Below are 19,297 nucleotides of genomic sequence, written 5' to 3'. Positions count from 1 at the left end.
AACAAAAGTTTTTCGGCCGCATCTGGCCCGCTTCCTTGTCAAGGACCGACATTCCATGAGCCTCATCCCCGCCACCATCCTGACCGGCTTCCTCGGATCGGGCAAGACCACGCTGCTCAAGCGCGTGCTGACCGAAGCGCACGGCCAGAAGATCGCCGTGATCGAGAACGAGTTCGGCGACGAGAACATCGACAACGAGATCCTGGTGCAGGACACCCAGGAGCAGATCATCCAGCTGAACAACGGCTGCGTCTGCTGCACGATCCGCGAAGACCTGCGCACCACGCTGAACGACCTGGCCGAGAAGCGCCGCAAGGGTGAACTGAGCTTCGACCGCGTCGTGATCGAGACCACCGGCCTGGCCGACCCCGGCCCGGTCGCCCAGACCTTCTTCATGGACGACGAGATCGCCGAGAGCTACCTGCTCGACTCGATCCTGACCCTGGTCGACGCCAAGCACGCCGAATCCCAGCTCGACACCCGCCAGGAGGCGCGCCGCCAGATCGGCTTCGCCGACCAGATCTTCATCAGCAAGACCGACCTGGTCGACGCCCCGGCGGTCGATGCGCTGATCCACCGGATCAAGCACATGAACCCGCGGGCGCCGCAACGCAAGGTGCACTTCGGCGAGGTGCCGCTGGCCGAGGTGTTCGACCTGCGCGGCTTCAACCTGAACGCCAAGCTCGACATCGACCCCGATTTCCTGAAGGCGGACGACCACGACCACCATCACCACCATGGCCACGATCATGATCATGACCACGAGCACGGCGAACACTGCGACCACCCGCACCACCATGTGCATGACGACGACGTGAAATCCTTCGTCTTCCGCTCCGACCGGGCGTTCAACCCGGCCAAGCTGGAGGATTTCCTGGGCGCGATCGTGCAGGTCTACGGCCCGAAGATGCTTCGTTACAAGGGCGTGCTCAATATGAAGGGCAGCGACAAGAAGGTGATCTTCCAGGGTGTGCACCAGCTGATGGGCAGCGACCTGGGCCCCGCCTGGGCCAAGGGCGAGAAGAAGACCAGCAAGATGGTGTTCATCGGCCTGGACCTGCCGAAGGAAATCTTCCTGCAGGGGCTGGAGCAGTGCCTCGTGTGATTCCGTCGAAATTCCCGTTGAGTCGGAAAACAACGTGGCTACAATCCGCGGCGCCCAAGTTTGGCTGCGGGGTGATTGCCCACCCCGCGGAGCGGGTATAACAGCCGTTGCGAGGAGATCTCAGTGACAAAGACCCCGGCCCAGCGAGCAACACCATCAGCGTCAACGGCGAAAAAGCCGGTGTCGGCCGCAAAGACTGCTGTCAAGACCGCGGTCAAACCTGCTGCCAAGGCCCCGGCCAAGGCAGCCGCTGCGCCGAAGGCGCCAGCCGCCAAGGCACCGGCGGCCAAGCCCGCGGCGAAGGCGGTGCATGCACCGGTGGCCGCGCCGGCCAAGCCGGTCGCCAAGGCCGTCGAGGTGGCTGCACCGAAACCGGTGGCCGTCAAGCCGCCGCCCGCCCCCAAGCTTTCCGCCGCCGCCCGGGCTTCGGCAGCGGCCTCGTCCCCGGCCCCGATTCCACCGGCCACATCCCGTTTCGCAGACCGCTTCGCGCCTCCGCGGCCGCCCACCCGACAGATGAATTCTCTTGTGACCGACATTTCCAAGCACGAACACAAAGCCGACCCCAAGCTCGCCAACGCCTGGAAGAACAAGCCCGGCGAGGCGCTGACCGACGACGAGCTGCAGGCCATGCCCGACAGCGAGTACATGAACGAGAAGCAGCTGGCCTTCTTCAAGGCCCGGCTGCAGCAGCTGAAGGACGATCTGCTCAGCAACGCCGGCGAAACCACCGAGCATCTGCGCGAAGACACCTCGATCGTCCCCGATCCTGCCGATCGCGCGACCATCGAGGAAGAGCACGCGCTCGAGCTGCGCACCCGCGACCGTGAGCGCAAGCTTCTGAAGAAAATCTCACAATCCCTGGGCCGCATCGAAGCCGGTGACTATGGTTTCTGCGACGAAACTGGCGAACCGATCGGATTGGGCCGCCTGATCGCACGGCCGACCGCTACACTGTCCCTCGAAGCCCAGCAACGGCGCGAGCTGAAGCAGAAGATGTTCGGCGACTGACAAGTACCCTTCGCGCACCCCGTCACCCGACATGTCGGATCAGAAAGACAACACCAGCTTCTTCCGAAAGGTTGTCAAGTTCGTGGCCAACCCGGCCACGGACTGGGCGCAGCTCGGCACCCCCACGGAAGAAGCCCGCGAGAGCGAGTACGCCAAGTCCGAGCTGAAGGCGATGATCGAGCGCAAGCGGCGCAACGATTTCGTCCGCAAGCGCGAATTCGACATGCTGCGCAAGGTGCGCCGCGAAGGCCTGACCAGCGAGCAGCTGGCGGCACTGGGTGGATCCTCCCGCCTCGATGACTCCGAAGCCCGCATGCAGGACAGCGGCGCCAAGCCGGATGTCGGCGTGAAGGCCAAGATCGACGAGATCGAGCAGCAGATGGTCGGTGACGGCCTCGCCTCGCCGTCGCGCCGCCCACCCTCTTTCTACGACGCACCGACCCAGCCGGCGGCCATCGGCTACGCGGCGACCGAGCCCGACCAGAGCCGCATCCGGCCCGAGCCGGCCCGTGCGAACGGTGCGCGCCCGCCCGCAGCCCAACCGGTCACCCCCGCCCGCCCGCCCGCCGGCGCGCCGGCCACGGTCGTGATGGGTGCCGGCCTGTCGCCGTTGTCGCCGCTGAACCTCGACATCGCCGGCGGCGACCTGGGCAACCCGTATGCGGTGGAAGTGAGCGAAGTCGCCCACGACCCCGAACTCGACGAGGCGGTGATCGCGTTCGCGAATGCCGATTTCGAGAGCTGCGAATCGTCGCTCGCCGCGCTGACCGGCCAGGGCGGCCCGCGCGCCCAGCACGCCGAAACCTGGCTGGCGCTGTTCGACCTGTACCGCGCGATCGGCCAGCACCACAAGTTCGAGAGCCTTGCGATCGACTACGCCCAGCAGTTCGGCTGGTCGGCGCCACAGTGGTTCTCGATGCCCAAGTTGGTGGCCGAGGCCGCCGGCGAGGAGCGCCGCCCCAGCTCGCGCATCGACGGCCAGGTCGGCTGGGTGTGCCCGAGCATCGTCGATGCCGACGCGGTGGCCCGGTTGCGCTCGCAATCGCTGCAGATGCCGCTGCCGTGGGTGTTCGACTGGAGCTCGCTGCAAAGCATCGACGCCGAGGCCTGCGCGCGCATGAGCGAGCTGTTCCGCGGCTGGATCAACGAACCGCTCGACATGCGCTGGCTGGGCGGCGACCGCCTGATGCAGGTGCTGCAGGATGCCGCGCCCACCGGCGTGCGCGATGCCGACCCCGTCTTCTGGCAGCTGCGCCTCGATGCGCTGCGCATGGCCAACCGCGCCGACCAGTTCGACGAAGCGGCCATCGACTACTGCGTCACCTACGAGGTGTCGCCGCCGTCGTGGGAGAGCGCGAAATGCCAGGTGCGCATCAGCGGCTCGAACATGAGCACGCAATCGCCGCCGATGTCGGTCGTCAGCGATGTGTCGACCAGCTTCCTCGAATCGCAGATGCCCGACGAACCGGGCGTGCAGGTCGCGGGGGTCGAGCTGTCCGGCCAGCTGGTCGGTGACATCGGTGCCACGCTGACGAAGATGAACGACGAGCTGGGCCATGCCGAGGTCGTCAACGTCTCGTGCGCCCGCCTGATCCGCGTCGACTTCATCGCGGCCGGCGACCTGCTGAACTGGGTGCTGGCGCGCCGCGGCGAGAACCGCGCCGTGACCTTCTCCGAAGCGCACCGCCTCGTCGCGCTGTTCTTCGGCGCGATGGGCATCAACGAGCACGCCAAGGTCAAGGTTCGGGTGGTCTGATTCCCGGGTCACAATCTTCGGCTTGAAGCCTCGCGCTTCGCCCGAATCTGAGACCCCATGGATCAATACCACGGCACCACCATCCTGAGCGTGCGGCGCGGCAACCTCGTCGCGCTCGGCGGCGACGGCCAGGTCACCCTCGGCAACGTCGTCGTGAAGGCCACGGCCCGCAAGGTGCGCAAGCTGTACCGCGACCAGGTTCTCGCCGGCTTCGCCGGGGCCACCGCCGACGCCTTCACCCTCTTCGAACGCTTCGAGGCCAAGCTCGAGAAGCACCAGGGCCACCTGGTGCGCGCCGCGATCGAGCTGACCAAGGACTGGCGCACCGACCGCGTGCTGCGCCGCCTCGAGGCGATGCTGGCGGTGGCCGACAAGGAAGCCTCGCTGATCATCACCGGCAACGGCGACGTGCTCGAGCCCGAGAAGGGCATCGTCGCGATCGGCTCCGGCGGCTCGTATGCGCAGGCCGCCGCGATCGCGCTGCTGGAGCACACCGACCTGGCGCCGCAGGACATCGTCAAGCGCTCGCTCGAGATCGCCGGCGACCTGTGCATCTACACGAACCAGAACCACACGATCGAAATCCTGGGCGAAAGCACCCGATGAGCTCCATGACCCCGCAAGAGATCGTGTCCGAGCTGGACAAGCACATCGTCGGCCAGGCCGGCGCCAAGCGCGCGGTCGCGATCGCGCTGCGCAACCGCTGGCGCCGCCAGCAGGTCGACGGCGCGCTGCGCGGCGAGATCACGCCGAAGAACATCCTGATGATCGGCCCGACCGGCGTCGGCAAGACCGAGATCGCGCGCCGGCTGGCCAAGCTGGCCGATGCGCCGTTCATCAAGGTCGAGGCGACCAAGTTCACCGAGGTCGGCTACGTCGGCAAGGACGTCGACACCATCATCCGCGACCTGGTCGACATGGCCGTCAAGCAGGAGCGCGAGACGCAGATCAAGCGCCAGCGGGTGCGCGCAGAAGACGCCGCGGAAGACCGGGTGCTCGACATCCTGGTGCCGCCGCCGCGCGCCGCGAGCAGCGACTTCGGCCTGACACCGACCACGCCGGCCGCACCGGCGGCCGACAACACCGCCCGCCAGGTGATGCGCAAGCGGCTGCGCGAAGGCTCGCTCGACGACAAGGAGATCGAGATCGAGGTGGCCGACACCAAGCCGACGCTGGACATCATCGGCCCGCCGGGGATGGATGAAATGGCCGAGCAGCTGAAGGGCATGTTCGCCAACCTCGGCAGCGCCAAGCGCAAGCTGCGCAAGCTGAAGATCGGCGAGGCGCTGAAGCTGCTGGTCGACGACGAGGCGGCCAAGCTCGTCAACGAGGACGAGATCAAGACCGCCGCGCTGCACAACACCGAGCAGAACGGCATCGTGTTCCTCGACGAGATCGACAAGGTCGCGTCGCGCAACGAATCGAGCGGCGCCGATGTCTCGCGCCAGGGCGTGCAGCGCGACCTGCTGCCGCTGGTCGAGGGCACGACCGTCAACACCAAGTACGGCATGGTGAAGACCGACCACATCCTGTTCATCGCGTCGGGTGCGTTCCACCTGAGCAAGCCGAGCGACCTGATCCCCGAGCTGCAGGGGCGCTTCCCGATCCGCGTCGAGCTCGGCTCGCTGAGCGTCGACGATTTCGAGGCCATCCTGACGCAGACGCACGCGAGCCTCGTCAAGCAGTACCAGGCGCTGCTCGCGACCGAGGGCGTCACGCTCGAGCTGCGGCCCGACGCCATCCGCCGCCTGGCGCAGATCGCGTTCGACGTGAACGAGCGCACCGAGAACATCGGCGCGCGGCGCCTGTCGACGGTGATGGAGCGGCTGCTCGACGAGGTGAGTTTCGACGCACCGAAGCTGTCGGGCCAGACGGTGTCGATCGGCGCCGCCGAGGTCGACGCGAAGCTCGGCGAGCTGGCGAAGAACGAAGACCTGTCGCGCTACATCCTCTGAGCCTGCGCGGCCGCCTCGCGCCGCCAGGCGCCGGGCGGCAGGCCGGTGACGCGCTTGAACGCCTTGTTGAAGGCCGGCTCGGAGTCGTAGCCCACCTGGGCCGCGATGCCCGCGAGCGGCGCATCGCCGGCGCGCATCAGGCAGCCGGCACGGAACATCCGCCAGCGCGTCAGGTATTCGAGCGGCGGCTCACCCACCTGCTGGCGGAAGCGCTGCGCGAACGCCGAGCGCGACAGGCCGGCCGCCGACGCCAGTTCGTCGACGGTCCAGGCCCGCGCGAGTTCATGGTGCATGCGGCGCAAGGCCGCGCCGATGCGGCGGTCGGCCCACGCCGTCAGCCAGCTCGCACCCGCCCCCTCGTCGAGCGCGACCGCCTGCGCATGCGAGCGCACCGCATGCACGAACAGGATGTCGGCGAGCCGGCTGATCACGGTGCCCGAGCCGAGCGCCGGGGTGCCAGTTTCGACGGCGAGCATCTGCAGCGTGGCCTGCAGCAGCCGGCTGCGGTCGTCGTCCAGCCGCGCCAGCAGCAGCGCGGGAATCAGCTCGACCAGCGGCTTCGCCGCCAGCGCATCGAATTCGACCCACCCGGTGATCGCGGTGGCCGGCGCGCMGCCGCCGCCCAGCGTCACGACGCCGCCGACGTGGTCGCGCACCGTCTCGCTGCAGGGCCGCGTCGCGGAACCGGGAGCGTCGCTCAGCACGTAGCGCGAGCCGCGCACCATCACGAAGCAATCGCCCGCCGCCAGCGCGACCGGCGGCCCGGCGCCGTCCAGCTGCAGCAGCGCACTGCCCCGCACGACGAGCCCGAAGCGCGCCATGCGGCCGGCCGCGAAATCCAGGCCCCAGGGCGCGCTCAGTTCGAGCCGTGCGTACAACGCGCTGCGCACCCGCATCGCGGCAAAGATGTCATCGAGGGGGTCCATCATTTTTTGGACGGTCAGGCAAGAGATCGAGCGTAGCAGGTATTCATCGTCCTGGACCTGCCTCCCAGAATGGGGCCATCCCCTTCTCGACGAGACCGCGATGCAAAGCCTTCACCTGGATGCCGACAACCCTGCAGCGCCCCTGGTGGTGCGAGACGCGCCACCGGCATCGCCCGGCCCGCACGACGTGCGCGTGCGCGTGCACGCGGTGTCGCTGAACCGGCGCGACCTGATGATCCGCGCCGGCACCTACCCGGTTCCGTTGACGCCGGGGGTCGTGCCGGTCAGCGACGGTGCGGGCGAGGTGATCGAGGTGGGCCGCGCGGTGACGCGCTTCGCGGTCGGCGATCGGGTGACCAGCACCTACTTCCCGCAGTGGACCGAAGGCCGGCTGAGCCTGGCGCAGGCGATGCAGCAGACCGGCTGCAGCCTGCCGGGCTGGCTGGCCAGCGAGGTGGTGGTCGACGAAGGATCGGTGCTCGCGATGCCGGACCACCTCGGCTTCGACGAAGCGGCCACGCTGCCCTGCGCCGCGCTGACCGCGTGGAACGGCCTGACCGGCGGCCGGCCGGTGCGCGCCGGCAGCACGGTGCTGACGCTGGGCGCCGGCAGCATCGCGGTGTTCGCGATCCAGTTCGCGAAGGCGCTCGGCGCCCGCGTGATCGCGACGACGTCCGGCGACGACAAGGCAGCGCGCTTGAAGTCGCTCGGCGCGGACGAGGTCGTCGACTACCGGCAGCGGGCCGACTGGGACCGCGAGGTGCTGCGCCTGACCGACGGCCGCGGCGCCGACCATGTGATCGAGGCGGTCGGGCCGGCCACGCTGGAGCGCTCGCTGCGCTGCGCCGCGTGGGATGCCGACATCGGCCTGATGGGCGTGTTCGGCACCGACGACGCCCGCCTCGACCCGCGCGCCTTCAGCGGCCGGCTGCTGACGCTGCGCCGCATTGCCGTCGGCAGCCGCAGCGACTTCGAGGCGATGAACCGGCTGATCGCCGCGCACCGGCTGAGGCCGGTGATCGATCACGTGTTCCCCATCGATCAGGCCGAGGCCGCCTACCGGCACCTGGCCGACGGCGCGCACCTCGGCAAGGTGGTCATCCGCGTCAGCGGCTGATCACAGCGCCGGGATCACAGCGCCAGGCGGTGCGACTGCAGCTCCAGCAGCCCGTCGAAGATCAGCGTGTCGACGGTCTCGAACGGCAGYGGCACGATCGGCGCCAGCTTCACGGCCGCGCCGCCGGTCATCACGAACACCGGCTCCTGGCCGGTGCGCGCACGCAGCTTGTCCGCCATGCGCAGGATCGCTCCGGCCATCGCATGCGCGCCGCCGCTCATCAGCGCATCGCTGGTGTTGGTCGGGAAATCGACCACCTCGCCGGTCGGTGCCTTCAGGCCCGCGGTGCCCATCTCGAGGGCACGCAGCATCAGCCCGAAGCCCGGCAGGATCATGCCGCCGATGAAACGTCCGGTTTCATCCAGCGCATCGACGGTGACGGCCGTGCCCACCATCACCACCAGCGCGGGCCGCGGCGCACCGGCCGCCCGCACGCGCTGCCAGGCGCCGATCAACGCGACCCAGCGGTCGGTGCCGAGGCGGTTCGGGTGGTCGTAGCCGTTGGTGACGCCGGCGGCATGCGCGGTCGAGACCACCCAGCGCGGCTCGATCTGCCAGTGCGCGAGCTGCTCCAGCTGCTCCTCGACCTCGCGCCGGATGCCCTCGCCGGCCACCACGCAGCCCAGCATGCTGCTCGGCGGCGGCAGGTTCTTCCATTCGGTGTCGGTCAGCCGGTCGATGGTTTCGAGGAAGACGGCGCCGTGCGCCAGCAGCCGCGCGCCCGGTTGCGGACTGCCGTAGTGCGCCCACTTGAGCCGCGTGTTGCCGATGTCGATGGCCAGGAACGTCATGGCCGCAAGGGTAACCGCTGCCGCCCGGGCGACAGGCCGGCATCCGGCAAACCCGGGAAAGTCCCGGGCCCGCCGCGCGCCAGCCGCTTCAGGCCGCCGACGGCGAGTTGACGGTGCGCAGCAGGTCGCGCACGCGGGCAATCGTCTGCGCCGCCCAGATGCCCTTGAACGGCTTCGTGATGCGTTGCTCCACTTCGTCGAGCAGCGCCTCGATGTCGTTGCGCGAGCGCGCCCGCTTCAGGCGYATCAGCGTCAGCGAGCCGGCGACCGGCGCCTCGGCCTTCACGGCGCGCATCAGGATCGCGCGCGCTTCGTCGAGCGCGGCGTCGGCTTCGTCCAGCGGCGCCAGGTCGGAGATCGGCAACTCGCCGAGCATCGAATCGGTGAGCACCGACTCCGGCTGCAGGCTCAGCGACGGCGGCAACGGGCCGGAGACGGTGTCCAGCGGCAGGTCGACATCGAGCGGTGCCAGGCCGGAATTGCCCTGCATCGAACCGGTGCCCTGCGTGAACATGATCAGGCCCATGGCCACCAGCTCGTCGAAGATCTGGTCGGGCACCCCGGCCTGCACGGCGAGCTGCCGCACCTGGCTCTCGCGCCTGCGACCATCGACCAGCAGCAAGACCGTGCGATGCCGCTGTCCCAGTTTTCGTTGTCGACTGCCCAACTCGTCGACGCCTTCCGGCGTCTTCACGGGGATATTGATGCTCGGCACGGAACCACTCCTGATGTTCTGCCCTGGCGCCCCCTCCGGCGCTGTACTTCTGAACGGCGCGATTGTGCCGCCGGAATCGGGTCGGGTAGACCATGATTCCCCGCAACGGAGTGCGGCCGCCCGCTGCGAAGTATCGGCGATACACTCGCGATTGACGTATACGTCAATTGCAACGAACGGAGTCCACGTGACGACCAAGGCACCGGATGGGGCGGATTTCCAGTATGCGGACGCCGGGAGCAAGAAGCGCGCCTTCGACCTCTCCGCGATCGATCCCGGCGCAAAGCCGTTCTCGACCGGCGACAAGCCGGCCGACAAGGCGGCTGTCGATGCACTGGCGCTGGAGCTCGACGAACTGCAGAACCTGTTCTTCGCCGACCGCCGCTTCAAGCTGCTGGTGGTGCTGCAGGGCACCGACACCAGCGGCAAGGACGGCACGCTGCGCGGCGTGTTCGGCCAGATGAGCGCGCTGGGCGTGCAGACGGTCGGCTGGAAGGCGCCGACCGCCCCGGAGCGCGACCACGACTTCCTGTGGCGCATCCACCAGAAGGTGCCGGGTGCCGGCGAGGTGATGGTCTTCAACCGCAGCCACTACGAAGACGTGCTGGTGCCGGTGGTGAACGGCTGGATCACGCCGCAGCAGGCGCGCCAGCGCTACGCCCACATCAACGACTTCGAGCGCATGCTGACCGAGACCGGCACCGTGGTGCTGAAGTTCATGCTGCACATCTCGAAGGACGAGCAGCGCGCCCGGCTGCAGGAGCGGCTGGACGACCCGACGAAGAACTGGAAGTTCGCGCCCGAGGACCTGACCGTGCGCAAGCAGTGGAAGGCCTACCAGCAGGCGTATGCCGATGCGATCGCAGCCACCGGCACGCGCTGGGCGCCGTGGACCGTGGTGCCGGCCGATTCGAAGACGCACCGCAACCTGATGATCGCGACGCTGGTGAAGCGCGCGCTGCTCGGGCTGAAGCTGCGCTACCCGCCGGCCAGCGACGACCTCGCGAAGCTGCGCGTGCGCTGACACGGAGACACTGATGACCGCTGATCCTTCAACGCGCAACCGGCCGAGCGCCGGGCCGCTCCCAAGCCGGCCGGCATCCCCTCGGGGGATCGGCGAAGGTACCCCTTCGACGAGGGGCAGTCATGACTACCGGCCCACGCACAAGGTGCGCTTCGTGACCGCCGCGAGCCTGTTCGACGGCCACGACGCGGCGATCAACATCATGCGGCGCATCCTGCAGGGCATGGGCGCCGAGGTGATCCACCTGGGGCACAACCGCTCGGTCGACGAGGTGGTCACCGCGGCGCTGCAGGAAGACGTGCAGGGCATCGCGATCAGCAGCTACCAGGGCGGGCACGTCGAGTACTTCAAGTACATGGTCGACCTGCTGCGCGAGCGCGGCGGCGCGCACATCCAGGTGTTCGGCGGCGGCGGCGGCGTGATCGTGCCGGCCGAGATCGCCGAGCTGCAGCGCTACGGCGTGAGCCGCATCTACAGCCCCGAAGACGGCCAGCGCATGGGCCTGCAGGGAATGATCGGCGAGATGGTGATGCGCTGCGACCAAGACCTGTCGCCGCATGCGCCCACGGCGCTGGCGGCGATCCAAGGCCGCGGCGAGCCGCAGCGGCGTGCGCTGGCACAGCTGATCACCGCGCTCGAGAACGGCGCCGTGCCCGAGGCCCTGAAGGCCGAGCTGCACGCCGTCGCGCAGCAGAACGCGCCGCCGGTGCTCGGCATCACCGGCACCGGCGGCGCCGGCAAGAGCTCGCTGACCGACGAGCTGATCCGCCGGCTGCGCCTCGACCAGGGCGACGCACTGCACGTCGCGGTGATCAGCATCGACCCGTCGCGCCGCAAGAGCGGCGGCGCGTTGCTCGGTGACCGCATCCGCATGAACGCGATCGCACCGTGGCGGGCCGGACCGCGGGTCTTCATGCGCAGCCTGGCCACGCGCGACTTCGGCAGCGAGATCAGCCAGGCCCTGCCCGACGTGCTGGCCGCCTGCCGCGCCGCCGGCTTCGACCTCGTGATCGTCGAGACCTCCGGCATCGGCCAGGGCGATGCGGCGATCGTGCCGCTGGTCGACGTGCCGATGTACGTGATGACGCCGGAGTTCGGTGCCGCGAGCCAGCTCGAGAAGATCGACATGCTGGATTTCGCCGAGTTCGTCGCGATCAACAAGTTCGACCGCAAGGGCGCGGCCGACGCGCTGCGCGACGTGGCCAAGCAGGTGCAGCGCAACCGCGAGGCCTGGGGCACGCGGCCCGACGAGATGCCAGTGTTCGGCACGATGGCCAGCCGCTTCAACGACGACGGCGTGACCGCGCTGTACCAGGCGCTGCTGCCGCGGCTGGCCGCCCTCGGCATGCCGGTGCGCGCGGGCGTGCTGCCGCCGGCCGCGACGCGCCACAGCACCCACCAGGTGCCGATCGTGCCCGGCGCGCGCGTGCGCTACCTGGCCGAGATCAGCGACACGGTGCGCGGCTACAAGCAGCACGCGCGCGCGCAGGCCCGGCTCGCGCGCGAGGTGCAGCAGCTGCGTGGTGCGGCGCGCATGCTGCTGGAGGCCGATGCGGCGCAACCGGCTCACGCGAATGCCGCGGCGCAGCTCGCCGACCAGCGCGAGCAGCGGCTCGATGCCGCGTCGCGCAAGCTGCTGGCGCAGTGGCCGCAGCTGCAGGCCGCCTATGCGGGTGACGAGTACGTCGTGAAGATCCGCGACAAGGAACTGCGCACCGCGCTGACCACGCAGAGCCTGTCGGGCACCAAGGTGCGCAAGGTGGCGCTGCCGCAGTTCGAGGACCACGGCGAGATCCTGAAGTGGCTGCTGCTCGACAACGTGCCCGGCAGCTTCCCGTACAGCGCCGGCACCTTCGCGTTCAAGCGCGAGGGCGAGGACCCGACGCGCATGTTCGCCGGCGAAGGCGATGCCTTCCGCACCAACCGGCGCTTCAAGCTGCTGTCCGAAGGCATGCCGGCGAAGCGGTTGTCGACCGCGTTCGACAGCGTCACGCTGTACGGCAACGACCCGGCGCTGCGGCCCGACATCTACGGCAAGGTCGGCAACTCCGGTGTCAGCATCGCGACGCTGGACGACATGAAGGTGCTGTACGGCGGCTTCGACCTGTGCAACCCGGCCACCAGCGTCAGCATGACGATCAACGGGCCGGCGCCGACGATCCTCGCGATGTTCATGAACACCGCGATCGACCAGCAGCTGGAGCGCTTCCAGGCCGACAACGGCCGCGAGCCGAGCGACGATGAACTGCACAAGATCCGCGCGTGGGTGCAGCAGAACGTGCGCGGCACGGTGCAGGCCGACATCCTGAAGGAAGACCAGGGGCAGAACACCTGCATCTTCTCGACCGAGTTCAGCCTGAAGGTGATGGGCGACATCGCCGAATACTTCGTGCACCACCAGGTGCGCAACTTCTACTCGGTGAGCATCAGCGGCTACCACATCGCCGAAGCGGGGGCGAACCCGATCAGCCAGCTCGCGTTCACGCTGAGCAACGGCTTCACGTTCGTCGAGGCGTATCTCGCGCGCGGCATGCACGTCGACGACTTCGCGCCGAACCTGAGCTTCTTCTTCAGCAACGGCATGGACCCGGAGTACACCGTGCTGGGCCGCGTCGCGCGGCGTATCTGGGCGGTGGCGATGCGCGAGCGCTACGGCGCCAACGAGCGCAGCCAGAAGCTGAAGTACCACGTGCAGACCTCGGGCCGCTCGCTGCATGCGCAGGAGATCCAGTTCAACGACATCCGCACCACGCTGCAGGCGCTGATCGCGGTCTACGACAACTGCAACTCGCTGCACACCAATGCCTTCGACGAGGCGATCACGACGCCGACCGAGGACAGCGTGCGCCGCGCGATGGCGATCCAGCTGATCATCAACCGCGAATGGGGCCTGGCGAAGAACGAGAACCCGAACCAGGGCGCGTTCATCATCGACGAGCTGACCGAGCTGGTGGAAGAGGCGGTGCTGGCCGAGTTCGAGAAGATCGCCGAGCGCGGCGGCGTGCTGGGTGCGATGGAGACCGGCTACCAGCGCGGCCAGATCCAGGAGGAGAGCATGCACTACGAGATGCTCAAGCACACCGGCGAGTACCCGATCATCGGCGTCAACACCTTCCGCAACCCGCACGGCGACCCGGTGCAGGATCACATCGAGCTGGCGCGCTCGACCGACGACGAGAAGCAGTCGCAGCTCGCGCGGCTTGCCGCCTTCCATGCAACGCATGCCGATGCGGCGCCGGCGATGCTGGCGCGGCTGCAGCAGGCGGTGATCGCGAACGGCAACGTGTTCGAGGTGCTGATGGACGCGGTGCGCTGCTGCTCGCTCGGGCAGATCACCGCGGCGCTGTTCGAGGTGGGCGGGCAGTACCGGCGCAGCATGTAGCCGGGCCGGCGCCTGCCGGCAAGCTTGGGGATGCCGGCACACGCCAAAAGCGATGACAATCCGGTGCCATGAAAGCGCCGCCCATCCGACGATCGACGTCCACCGCGCTCGCCACCGCACGCCGCGCATGGCGGCTGCTGTACAGCGACTCGCGCCGTTGCATCGCGCTGGCCGACCAGGCGCTCGAGCGCAGCCTCGCGCACGGCGACCAGGCCGCCGAAGGCTGGGCCCGGCTGGTGCGCGGGCTGCACCTGATCTGGTATTCCACACCGCTCGAAGCCGCCGGCGAGCTGGCCGAGGCCGACCGCTGCTTCGACGCCACGCACGACCGCGCCGGCCACCTGCTGGCCGAGGTCGGCATCGCGCGCTGCCTGTGGCGCGAGGGCAAGTACCGCGAATCGCTGGAGCGCGCGCTGCCGCTGCGCGCCGAGGGCCTGGCGGTGCTGAAGCACGACGAGCTCGGCATGCTGCTGAACGTGATCGCCGGCTGCTATGCCTCGCTCGGCCAGTCGGAGCAGGCCTTCGCGTACATGTTCCAGGCGCTCAACGAATCGCGCCCGGCACGCGGCAACGGCTTCGAGGTGGTGCTGTACTGCAACCTCGCGCACGAGCTGATCCAGCTCGGCGACTACCACCAGGCGCTCAGCCACGTCGAGGAAGGCATCGCCCGCTATGCGCGGCTCGACAACCCGCGGCTGCTCAGCGTGCTGCTGATCAACCGCGTGATCTGCCTGACCAACCTCGAGCGCGCGGCCGATGCGCTGGGCGATGTCGAGCGGCTGCTCGCGCTGCCGACCGACGCGAGCGGGCGCGGCAGCACCAACGCGAACTTCGAGACGATGGCGATCGCCGCGCTGCGCGCCGGCAACACCGCGCTCGGTGCCGAGCTGATCGAGCGCGCCTCGCAGGACAAGAGCGGCATCAAGGTGCCCGACGAGCGCATCACGCTGGTGGTCGCCACCGCCGAGGTGATGGCCGCGCGCGACCTGCTGCCGCAGGCCGCTGCGCTGCTCGCGCAGGCGCAGCCGGCGGTGCTGAACGCCGCGGCCGAAGGCCTGAGCCTGCGCGTGCGCTGCCTGTTCCACCAGGCGATGGCCGACACCCATGAGCGGCTGGGCCACGCGGCGCAGGCGCTGGCCTCGCTGCGCATCTGGCAGGCGCTGCACGTCGAGCGCGCGCAGCAGGCCTCGCGGGCGCGCTACCAGGCGGCCTCGCTGCAGACCGAGCTGCGCCGGCTGCAGCAGAACCTCGACGAGATCGAGGCGCGCCGCCGCAGCACCGAGCGCGCGAAGGCCGAGCTCGAGGCCATCAACCAGCAGCTGTCGCAGAAGATCGACGAGGTCGAGGCGCTGCAGGCCGAGCTGCGGCAGCAGGCCACGCGCGACTTCCTGACCGGCCTGTTCAACCGCCGCCACCTGAACGACGTGCTGCCGCAGATGCTGCTGCTCGCGCAGCGCGAGCAGCAACCGCTGGCGGCCGCGATCATCGACCTGGACCACTTCAAGTCGGTGAACGACCGGCACGGCCACGTGGCCGGCGACAAGCTGCTGGCCGCGTTCGGTGCACTGCTGATCGCGCACGGGCGGCGCAGCGACATCGCGTTCCGCTTCGGCGGCGAGGAGTTCTGCCTGCTGATGCCGCGCACCGATGCGTTCGCCGCGCAGCGCAAGGTCGAGGCGCTGCTCGGCGCGTGGCGCGATGAGGTGTTCCAGTTCGAGACCGGTACGCTGCACGGCAACACCTTCTCGGCCGGTGTCGCCGATTCGCTCGCCGAGCTGGCGGCGATGGAGCAGTTGCTGAAGACCGCCGACGACCGGCTGCTCGAGGCCAAGCGCAGCGGGCGCAACCAGGTGCTGGCGGCGGACCTGCGGGCCGATCCGATCGAAGCCTAGAAGCTGCCTGGATCCCCCGGGAACACCACCGGCGATTCGTAGCCGTCGGCCGACACCGCCGACACACCGAAGAACCAGTCGTCGATCACGACGTTCTTCAGCACCAGCTGGGTTGCATCGCCCGCGACGAAGCGGCTGCGCTGCCACTGCGGTGCGGTCGTCTCGCGCCACCAGACACGGTACCCGGCCACGCCCGGCTGTGCCTGCCACTTGACTGTGGTGTCCGGCGTCACCGCACCCCCGATCGACACCCCCTTCGGCGGCATCGGCGCGTTCGCCATCGCGGCCAGCGTCACCGCGTTCAGCCGCGTCACCTGCGCGAGGTACGGGAAGTCGACGCCGTCGATCGTGTCGCCGTAGGCGATGCCGCCCTCGGTGCGCAGGTCCTGGTGCTGGCGCGTGTAGTCCTCGTGCGCCTCGGTCACGCGCACCGCCGGGATGCCGGCATCGAGGAACGGCACCTGGTCGCCGCCGCGGCCGTAGCGGTCGGTGCGGTAGACCATCTGCACGCGCAAGTTGGTCAGGTAGCGTTCCGACAGGCTGGCCATGAAGCGCGCGATGTTGCGCGACGGCGAATCGACCTCGCCGCCGTTGTAGCGCCGCTTGCCGGCCTGCGCCGGCGTCTCGACCGCCTTGGTCCCTTCGGAGAACACGCGCACCGTGCCGTTGTCGTGCACGCCGTCCTGGCCGCGGCTGTTGCCGACGATGTCGTTGTTCAGGTCGGCCTGCACCTGCCAGCCCTCGACCTTGGCATGGTCGACCAGCACCTTGCCGCCGTACAGGCCCTGCTCCTCGCCGGACAGCGCGGCATAGACGATGGTCGCGCGGAACTTGTATTTCGACAGCACCCGCGCCGCCTCCATCAGCGCGGCGACCCCCGACGCGTCGTCGTTCGCGCCAGGCGCGTCGCTGGTCGCATCCATCACGTCGCTGACGCGCGAGTCGAGGTGGCCGGTGATCACGATCACGCGCTGCGGCTCGGTGGTGCCACGCTGCACCGCGACGATGTCCATCACCTCGGTCGGCTGCGGCAGCCGCGGGCCGGTGAAGGTCTGCGACGGCGTCGCCACCTGCAGGCAGCCGCCGCAGTCGCGCGACAGCGCGGCGAAGCGCGACTGCACCCAGCGGCGCGCCGCGCCGATGCCGCGCGTCGGCGAGGTGGTGTCCGAGGCGGTGTGGCGCGTGCCGAAGGCGACCAGGTGGGTGATGGTGCTGCGCAGTTCGTCGGGGCTGACGGCGGCGGCGATCTCGCGCAGCGCCGGCTGGTCCGGGAACGGCGCCGGGTCGGGCGCCGCGTGCGCAGCGCCCGCGATCGAACACAAGGCCAGCAGGCTCAGGCGAATCAGCTTCATCATGGAATCCAGGTGAGGGGAAGGTGGATCATGCCGGCTCGGGCCACGGGAAGCGCCCGTTCAGCACCGGCACGTCGCGCAGCCGCGCGACGCTGAAATCGATGAAGGCGCGCAGCTTCGCGGTGGCGCGGCGGCCTTCGAGGTGCACCAGCTGCACCGGCACCGGTGCCGGCTCGTGCCCGGCCAGCACGATGCGCAGCCGCCCGGCGCGCACGTCGTCGGCCACCTGGTATGACATCGCCCGCGCCAACCCGTGCCCGGCCAGCGCGGCAGCGATCGCCATCTCGCCGGTGTTGCCCACCAGCTGCATGCGCGGTTGCACGCTCTCGCCGCGCGTGCCGAACGCCCACGGCACGTTCACCGCGCCGTGCTGCGAGAAGCCGATCGCCGCATGCTGCGCCACGTCGGCCGGCGTGCGCGGCACGCCATGCGCCGCCAGGTAGCCGGGCGACGCGACGACGACGCGCCGCACCTGGCCGAGCGGCACCGCGCGCAAGCCCGAATCGGCGAGGCGCGCGATGCGCACCGCGACATCGAAGCCCTCGTCGAGCAGGTGCACGACGTGGTCGGCGAACCAGGTGCGCGCGCTGACCTGGGGGTGCGCCGCGAGGAAGTCGAGCACCACCGGCGCGACGTGCAGCCGCCCGAACATCGCCGGCGCGGTGATCGCGAGCAGCCCCTGCGGCGCGGTGTACGCACCGCCCGCGGCCGCCTCGGCCTCGGCGATGTCGGCCAGGATGCGCTTGCAGTCGGCGTGGAAGCGCGTGCCGGCATCGGTCAGCGAGACGCTGCGCGTCGTGCGCCGCAGCAGCTGCGCGCCCACGTGCTGCTCGATCGCCGCGACCGCCCGCGTGACGGCCGGCGGCGACATGCCGAGCAGCCGCGCCGCCGGCGCAAAGCCGCGCGCCTCGGCGACGGCCACGAACACCCGCATCCCTTCGAGTCGGTCCATCCGCGCATTCTCGCCATTCCGCGCGGCGGAAGAATCAAATGCGCCCGGCGGGGATTCCGCTGCGCGGCGCCGCCGCCTAAGGTAGGGGCATGAACGACACCCCCCTCTTCCACGCCGGCGAACTGGCGGTTCAGCAACGTGCCGGCGTGCGCGCGATGGTCGACGGCTTCGCGTCGCACATGATCCGCGACGCGATGCCGCTGCAGCACCAGCAGTTCTTCGCCCAGCTGCCGACGCTGTTCGTCGGCAGCCTCGATGCGATGCGTCGCCCGTGGGCCTCGGTGCTGAGCGGTGCGCCGGGCTTCGCCGATGCGCAGGACGCGCGGCACCTGCGCATCCGCGCCGCGCGCGACGCCGCCGATCCGCTGTCGGCCCACCTGGCCGTCGGCGACCCGATCGGCCTGCTGGGCCTGGAGCCGCACACGCGGCGGCGCAACCGGCTGAACGGGACGGTCACGCAGCTGGACGCCGCGCGCATCGAGGTGCAGGTCGACGCGAGCTTCGGCAACTGCCCGCAGTACATCCAGGCGCGCGACGTGGCGCCGGCTGACCGACCGGCTTCGGCGACGCGACCGGAAGCCACGCTGCTGGGTCCGCTGCTGAGCCCGCAGGCGAGCGCGCTGGTGCGCGGAGCGGACACGCTGTTCATCGCGTCGGCGTCGCCGCATGCGCGCGGCGAGGCGGGCGCGGACGGTGTCGACGTCTCGCACCGCGGCGGCCGGCCGGGCTTCGTGCGGGTCGAGACGGTCGGCGCGCACAGCGTGCTGACGATCCCCGACTTCCGCGGCAACCGGCTCTTCAACACGCTCGGCAACATCGCGGCCCACCCGCACGCCGGGCTGCTGTTCATCGACTACGCGCGCGGCGACGTGCTGCAGCTGACCGGCGACGCCGAGCTGGTCTGGGACGGCCCCGAGCTGCAGGCCTTCGCCGGCGCGCAGCGGCTGCTGCGGGTGCAGGTGCAGGCCGGCGTGTGGCGGCCGCAGGCGCTGCCGCTGCGCTGGTCGGCAGCCGAGTTCGCGCCGCAGCTCGCGGACACCGGGCGGTGGGCCGATCCGGCCGACCCGTCCGATCCCGCCGACCCGGCCGGCTGAGTCCGGTGGCCTACGTGGCCTTGGCCAGCTGCAACGCAGGCGTCAGCAGCGCGAGGTGCGCATCGAGCGCCTGCTGTGCGGCGGCCAGGGTCCCGGCCCCGTCGCTGCGGGGATCGTCACCCTCATCGTCGCGCAGCGCCTGCGGGGGGGTGGCGCCAGCGGCCGGCGGCGCTGCGCCGCGCGGCGCCTGGACGGCCTGCTCCAGCGGGCCGCGCAGCGCATGGC

16 protein-coding genes are annotated in these 19,297 nt (G+C 69.9%); 10 read left to right on the top strand and 6 right to left on the bottom strand.

The window, feature by feature from the left end:
- Positions 1–55: 55 nt before the first annotated feature.
- The 5 genes from AC1D1T_RS00080 (at position 56) to hslU (ending at position 5,827) form a co-directional block, all read left to right on the top strand.
- A complete protein-coding gene (locus AC1D1T_RS00080; protein ID WP_477826776.1) occupies positions 56–1,105 on the top strand; it encodes a CobW family GTP-binding protein in 1,050 nt (349 codons plus the stop codon).
- A gap of 123 nt (positions 1,106–1,228) precedes the next feature.
- Positions 1,229–2,116 (top strand): RNA polymerase-binding protein DksA, encoded by an 888-nt coding sequence (dksA, locus tag AC1D1T_RS00075; RefSeq protein WP_465112811.1) that lies wholly within the window; start codon positions 1,229–1,231, stop codon positions 2,114–2,116.
- A 31-nt stretch (positions 2,117–2,147) separates the two neighbouring features.
- Entirely contained in the window at positions 2,148–3,872 is a 1,725-nt protein-coding gene (locus tag AC1D1T_RS00070; RefSeq protein ID WP_465112812.1) for a hypothetical protein, read from the top strand.
- A gap of 57 nt (positions 3,873–3,929) precedes the next feature.
- On the top strand, positions 3,930–4,478 hold the full coding sequence (gene hslV, locus AC1D1T_RS00065; RefSeq protein WP_047509968.1) for an ATP-dependent protease subunit HslV: 549 nt from the start codon (positions 3,930–3,932) through the stop codon (positions 4,476–4,478).
- Positions 4,475–5,827 carry an ATP-dependent protease ATPase subunit HslU gene (gene hslU, locus AC1D1T_RS00060; protein ID WP_047509966.1) on the top strand — a complete coding sequence of 451 codons (1,353 nt, stop codon included), beginning with the start codon at positions 4,475–4,477 and terminating at the stop codon, positions 5,825–5,827. Before hslV ends, hslU begins: the two co-directional genes overlap by 4 nt.
- Here hslU and AC1D1T_RS00055 read toward each other — a convergent pair.
- The gene (locus AC1D1T_RS00055) at positions 5,815–6,753 is read right to left on the bottom strand and encodes an AraC family transcriptional regulator (RefSeq protein WP_477991165.1); all 939 of its coding nucleotides are present in this window, start codon (positions 6,751–6,753) and stop codon (positions 5,815–5,817) included. The genes hslU and AC1D1T_RS00055 overlap by 13 nt on opposite strands.
- 100 nt (positions 6,754–6,853) lie before the next feature.
- On the opposite strand from AC1D1T_RS00055, the gene AC1D1T_RS00050 reads away from it, so the two are divergent.
- Positions 6,854–7,870, top strand: coding sequence for a zinc-dependent alcohol dehydrogenase family protein (locus AC1D1T_RS00050; RefSeq protein WP_477825904.1), 1,017 nt, complete (start codon positions 6,854–6,856; stop codon positions 7,868–7,870).
- Positions 7,871–7,884: 14 nt separating this feature from the next.
- Here AC1D1T_RS00050 and AC1D1T_RS00045 read toward each other — a convergent pair whose 3' ends face one another.
- Together AC1D1T_RS00045 and AC1D1T_RS00040 are read right to left on the bottom strand one after the other, a co-directional pair.
- Positions 7,885–8,661, bottom strand: a complete 777-nt coding sequence (locus AC1D1T_RS00045) for a type III pantothenate kinase (protein ID WP_477825905.1) — start codon at positions 8,659–8,661, stop codon at positions 7,885–7,887.
- 88 nt (positions 8,662–8,749) lie between these two features.
- Complete coding sequence (locus AC1D1T_RS00040) at positions 8,750–9,376, bottom strand: hypothetical protein (RefSeq protein WP_477991163.1); 627 nt, start codon at positions 9,374–9,376, stop codon at positions 8,750–8,752.
- Between the two features lie 187 nt (positions 9,377–9,563).
- Here AC1D1T_RS00040 and AC1D1T_RS00035 point away from each other — a divergent pair, with 187 nt between their 5' ends.
- From AC1D1T_RS00035 to AC1D1T_RS00025, 3 genes are all read left to right on the top strand, one after another.
- The gene (locus AC1D1T_RS00035; protein WP_477825907.1) at positions 9,564–10,400 is read left to right on the top strand and encodes a PPK2 family polyphosphate kinase; all 837 of its coding nucleotides are present in this window, start codon (positions 9,564–9,566) and stop codon (positions 10,398–10,400) included.
- Positions 10,401–10,488: 88 nt separating this feature from the next.
- The gene (gene icmF / locus AC1D1T_RS00030; protein WP_477838472.1) at positions 10,489–13,782 is read left to right on the top strand and encodes a fused isobutyryl-CoA mutase/GTPase IcmF; all 3,294 of its coding nucleotides are present in this window, start codon (positions 10,489–10,491) and stop codon (positions 13,780–13,782) included.
- A 68-nt stretch (positions 13,783–13,850) separates the two neighbouring features.
- Positions 13,851–15,674, top strand: a complete 1,824-nt coding sequence (locus AC1D1T_RS00025) for a diguanylate cyclase (RefSeq protein ID WP_477838450.1) — start codon at positions 13,851–13,853, stop codon at positions 15,672–15,674.
- Here AC1D1T_RS00025 and AC1D1T_RS00020 read toward each other — a convergent pair.
- On the bottom strand, positions 15,671–17,026 hold the full coding sequence (locus AC1D1T_RS00020; protein ID WP_477828004.1) for a M28 family metallopeptidase: 1,356 nt from the start codon (positions 17,024–17,026) through the stop codon (positions 15,671–15,673). The two genes, AC1D1T_RS00025 and AC1D1T_RS00020, sit on opposite strands and share 4 nt — an antisense overlap.
- Before the next feature lie 28 nt (positions 17,027–17,054).
- Positions 17,055–17,978, bottom strand: coding sequence for a LysR family transcriptional regulator (locus tag AC1D1T_RS00015; RefSeq protein ID WP_477838452.1), 924 nt, complete (start codon positions 17,976–17,978; stop codon positions 17,055–17,057).
- Between the two features lie 89 nt (positions 17,979–18,067).
- Between AC1D1T_RS00015 and AC1D1T_RS00010 the strand changes: the two genes are divergently transcribed.
- Positions 18,068–19,072, top strand: a complete 1,005-nt coding sequence (locus AC1D1T_RS00010) for a flavin-nucleotide-binding protein (protein WP_477828917.1) — start codon at positions 18,068–18,070, stop codon at positions 19,070–19,072.
- Positions 19,073–19,082: 10 nt separating this feature from the next.
- On the opposite strand, the gene AC1D1T_RS00005 is transcribed toward AC1D1T_RS00010, so the two are convergent.
- Positions 19,083–19,297, bottom strand: a 215-nt coding sequence (locus tag AC1D1T_RS00005; RefSeq protein WP_477991161.1) for a hypothetical protein, incomplete at its 5' end; no start/stop codon positions are given.

Source organism: Rhizobacter sp. P2_H3, from assembly GCF_056403355.1.
Note: the sequence above shows the minus strand (reverse complement) of the source record. Positions and strands in the feature narration are given on the sequence as shown.

Bases quoted from the DNA above. Each gene is read 5' to 3' on its own strand.
- AC1D1T_RS00015 (WP_477838452.1), bottom strand. From the start codon at position 17,978: ATGGACCGACTCGAAGGGATGCGGGTGTTCGTGGCCGTCGCCGAGGCG.
- AC1D1T_RS00080 (WP_477826776.1), top strand. From the start codon at position 56: ATGAGCCTCATCCCCGCCACCATCCTGACCGGCTTCCTCGGATCGGGC.
- hslU (WP_047509966.1), top strand. From the start codon at position 4,475: ATGAGCTCCATGACCCCGCAAGAGATCGTGTCCGAGCTGGACAAGCAC.
- AC1D1T_RS00050 (WP_477825904.1), top strand. From the start codon at position 6,854: ATGCAAAGCCTTCACCTGGATGCCGACAACCCTGCAGCGCCCCTGGTG.
- AC1D1T_RS00025 (WP_477838450.1), top strand. From the start codon at position 13,851: ATGAAAGCGCCGCCCATCCGACGATCGACGTCCACCGCGCTCGCCACC.
- AC1D1T_RS00070 (WP_465112812.1), top strand. From the start codon at position 2,148: ATGTCGGATCAGAAAGACAACACCAGCTTCTTCCGAAAGGTTGTCAAG.
- AC1D1T_RS00020 (WP_477828004.1), bottom strand. From the start codon at position 17,026: ATGAAGCTGATTCGCCTGAGCCTGCTGGCCTTGTGTTCGATCGCGGGC.
- hslV (WP_047509968.1), top strand. From the start codon at position 3,930: ATGGATCAATACCACGGCACCACCATCCTGAGCGTGCGGCGCGGCAAC.
- AC1D1T_RS00010 (WP_477828917.1), top strand. From the start codon at position 18,068: ATGAACGACACCCCCCTCTTCCACGCCGGCGAACTGGCGGTTCAGCAA.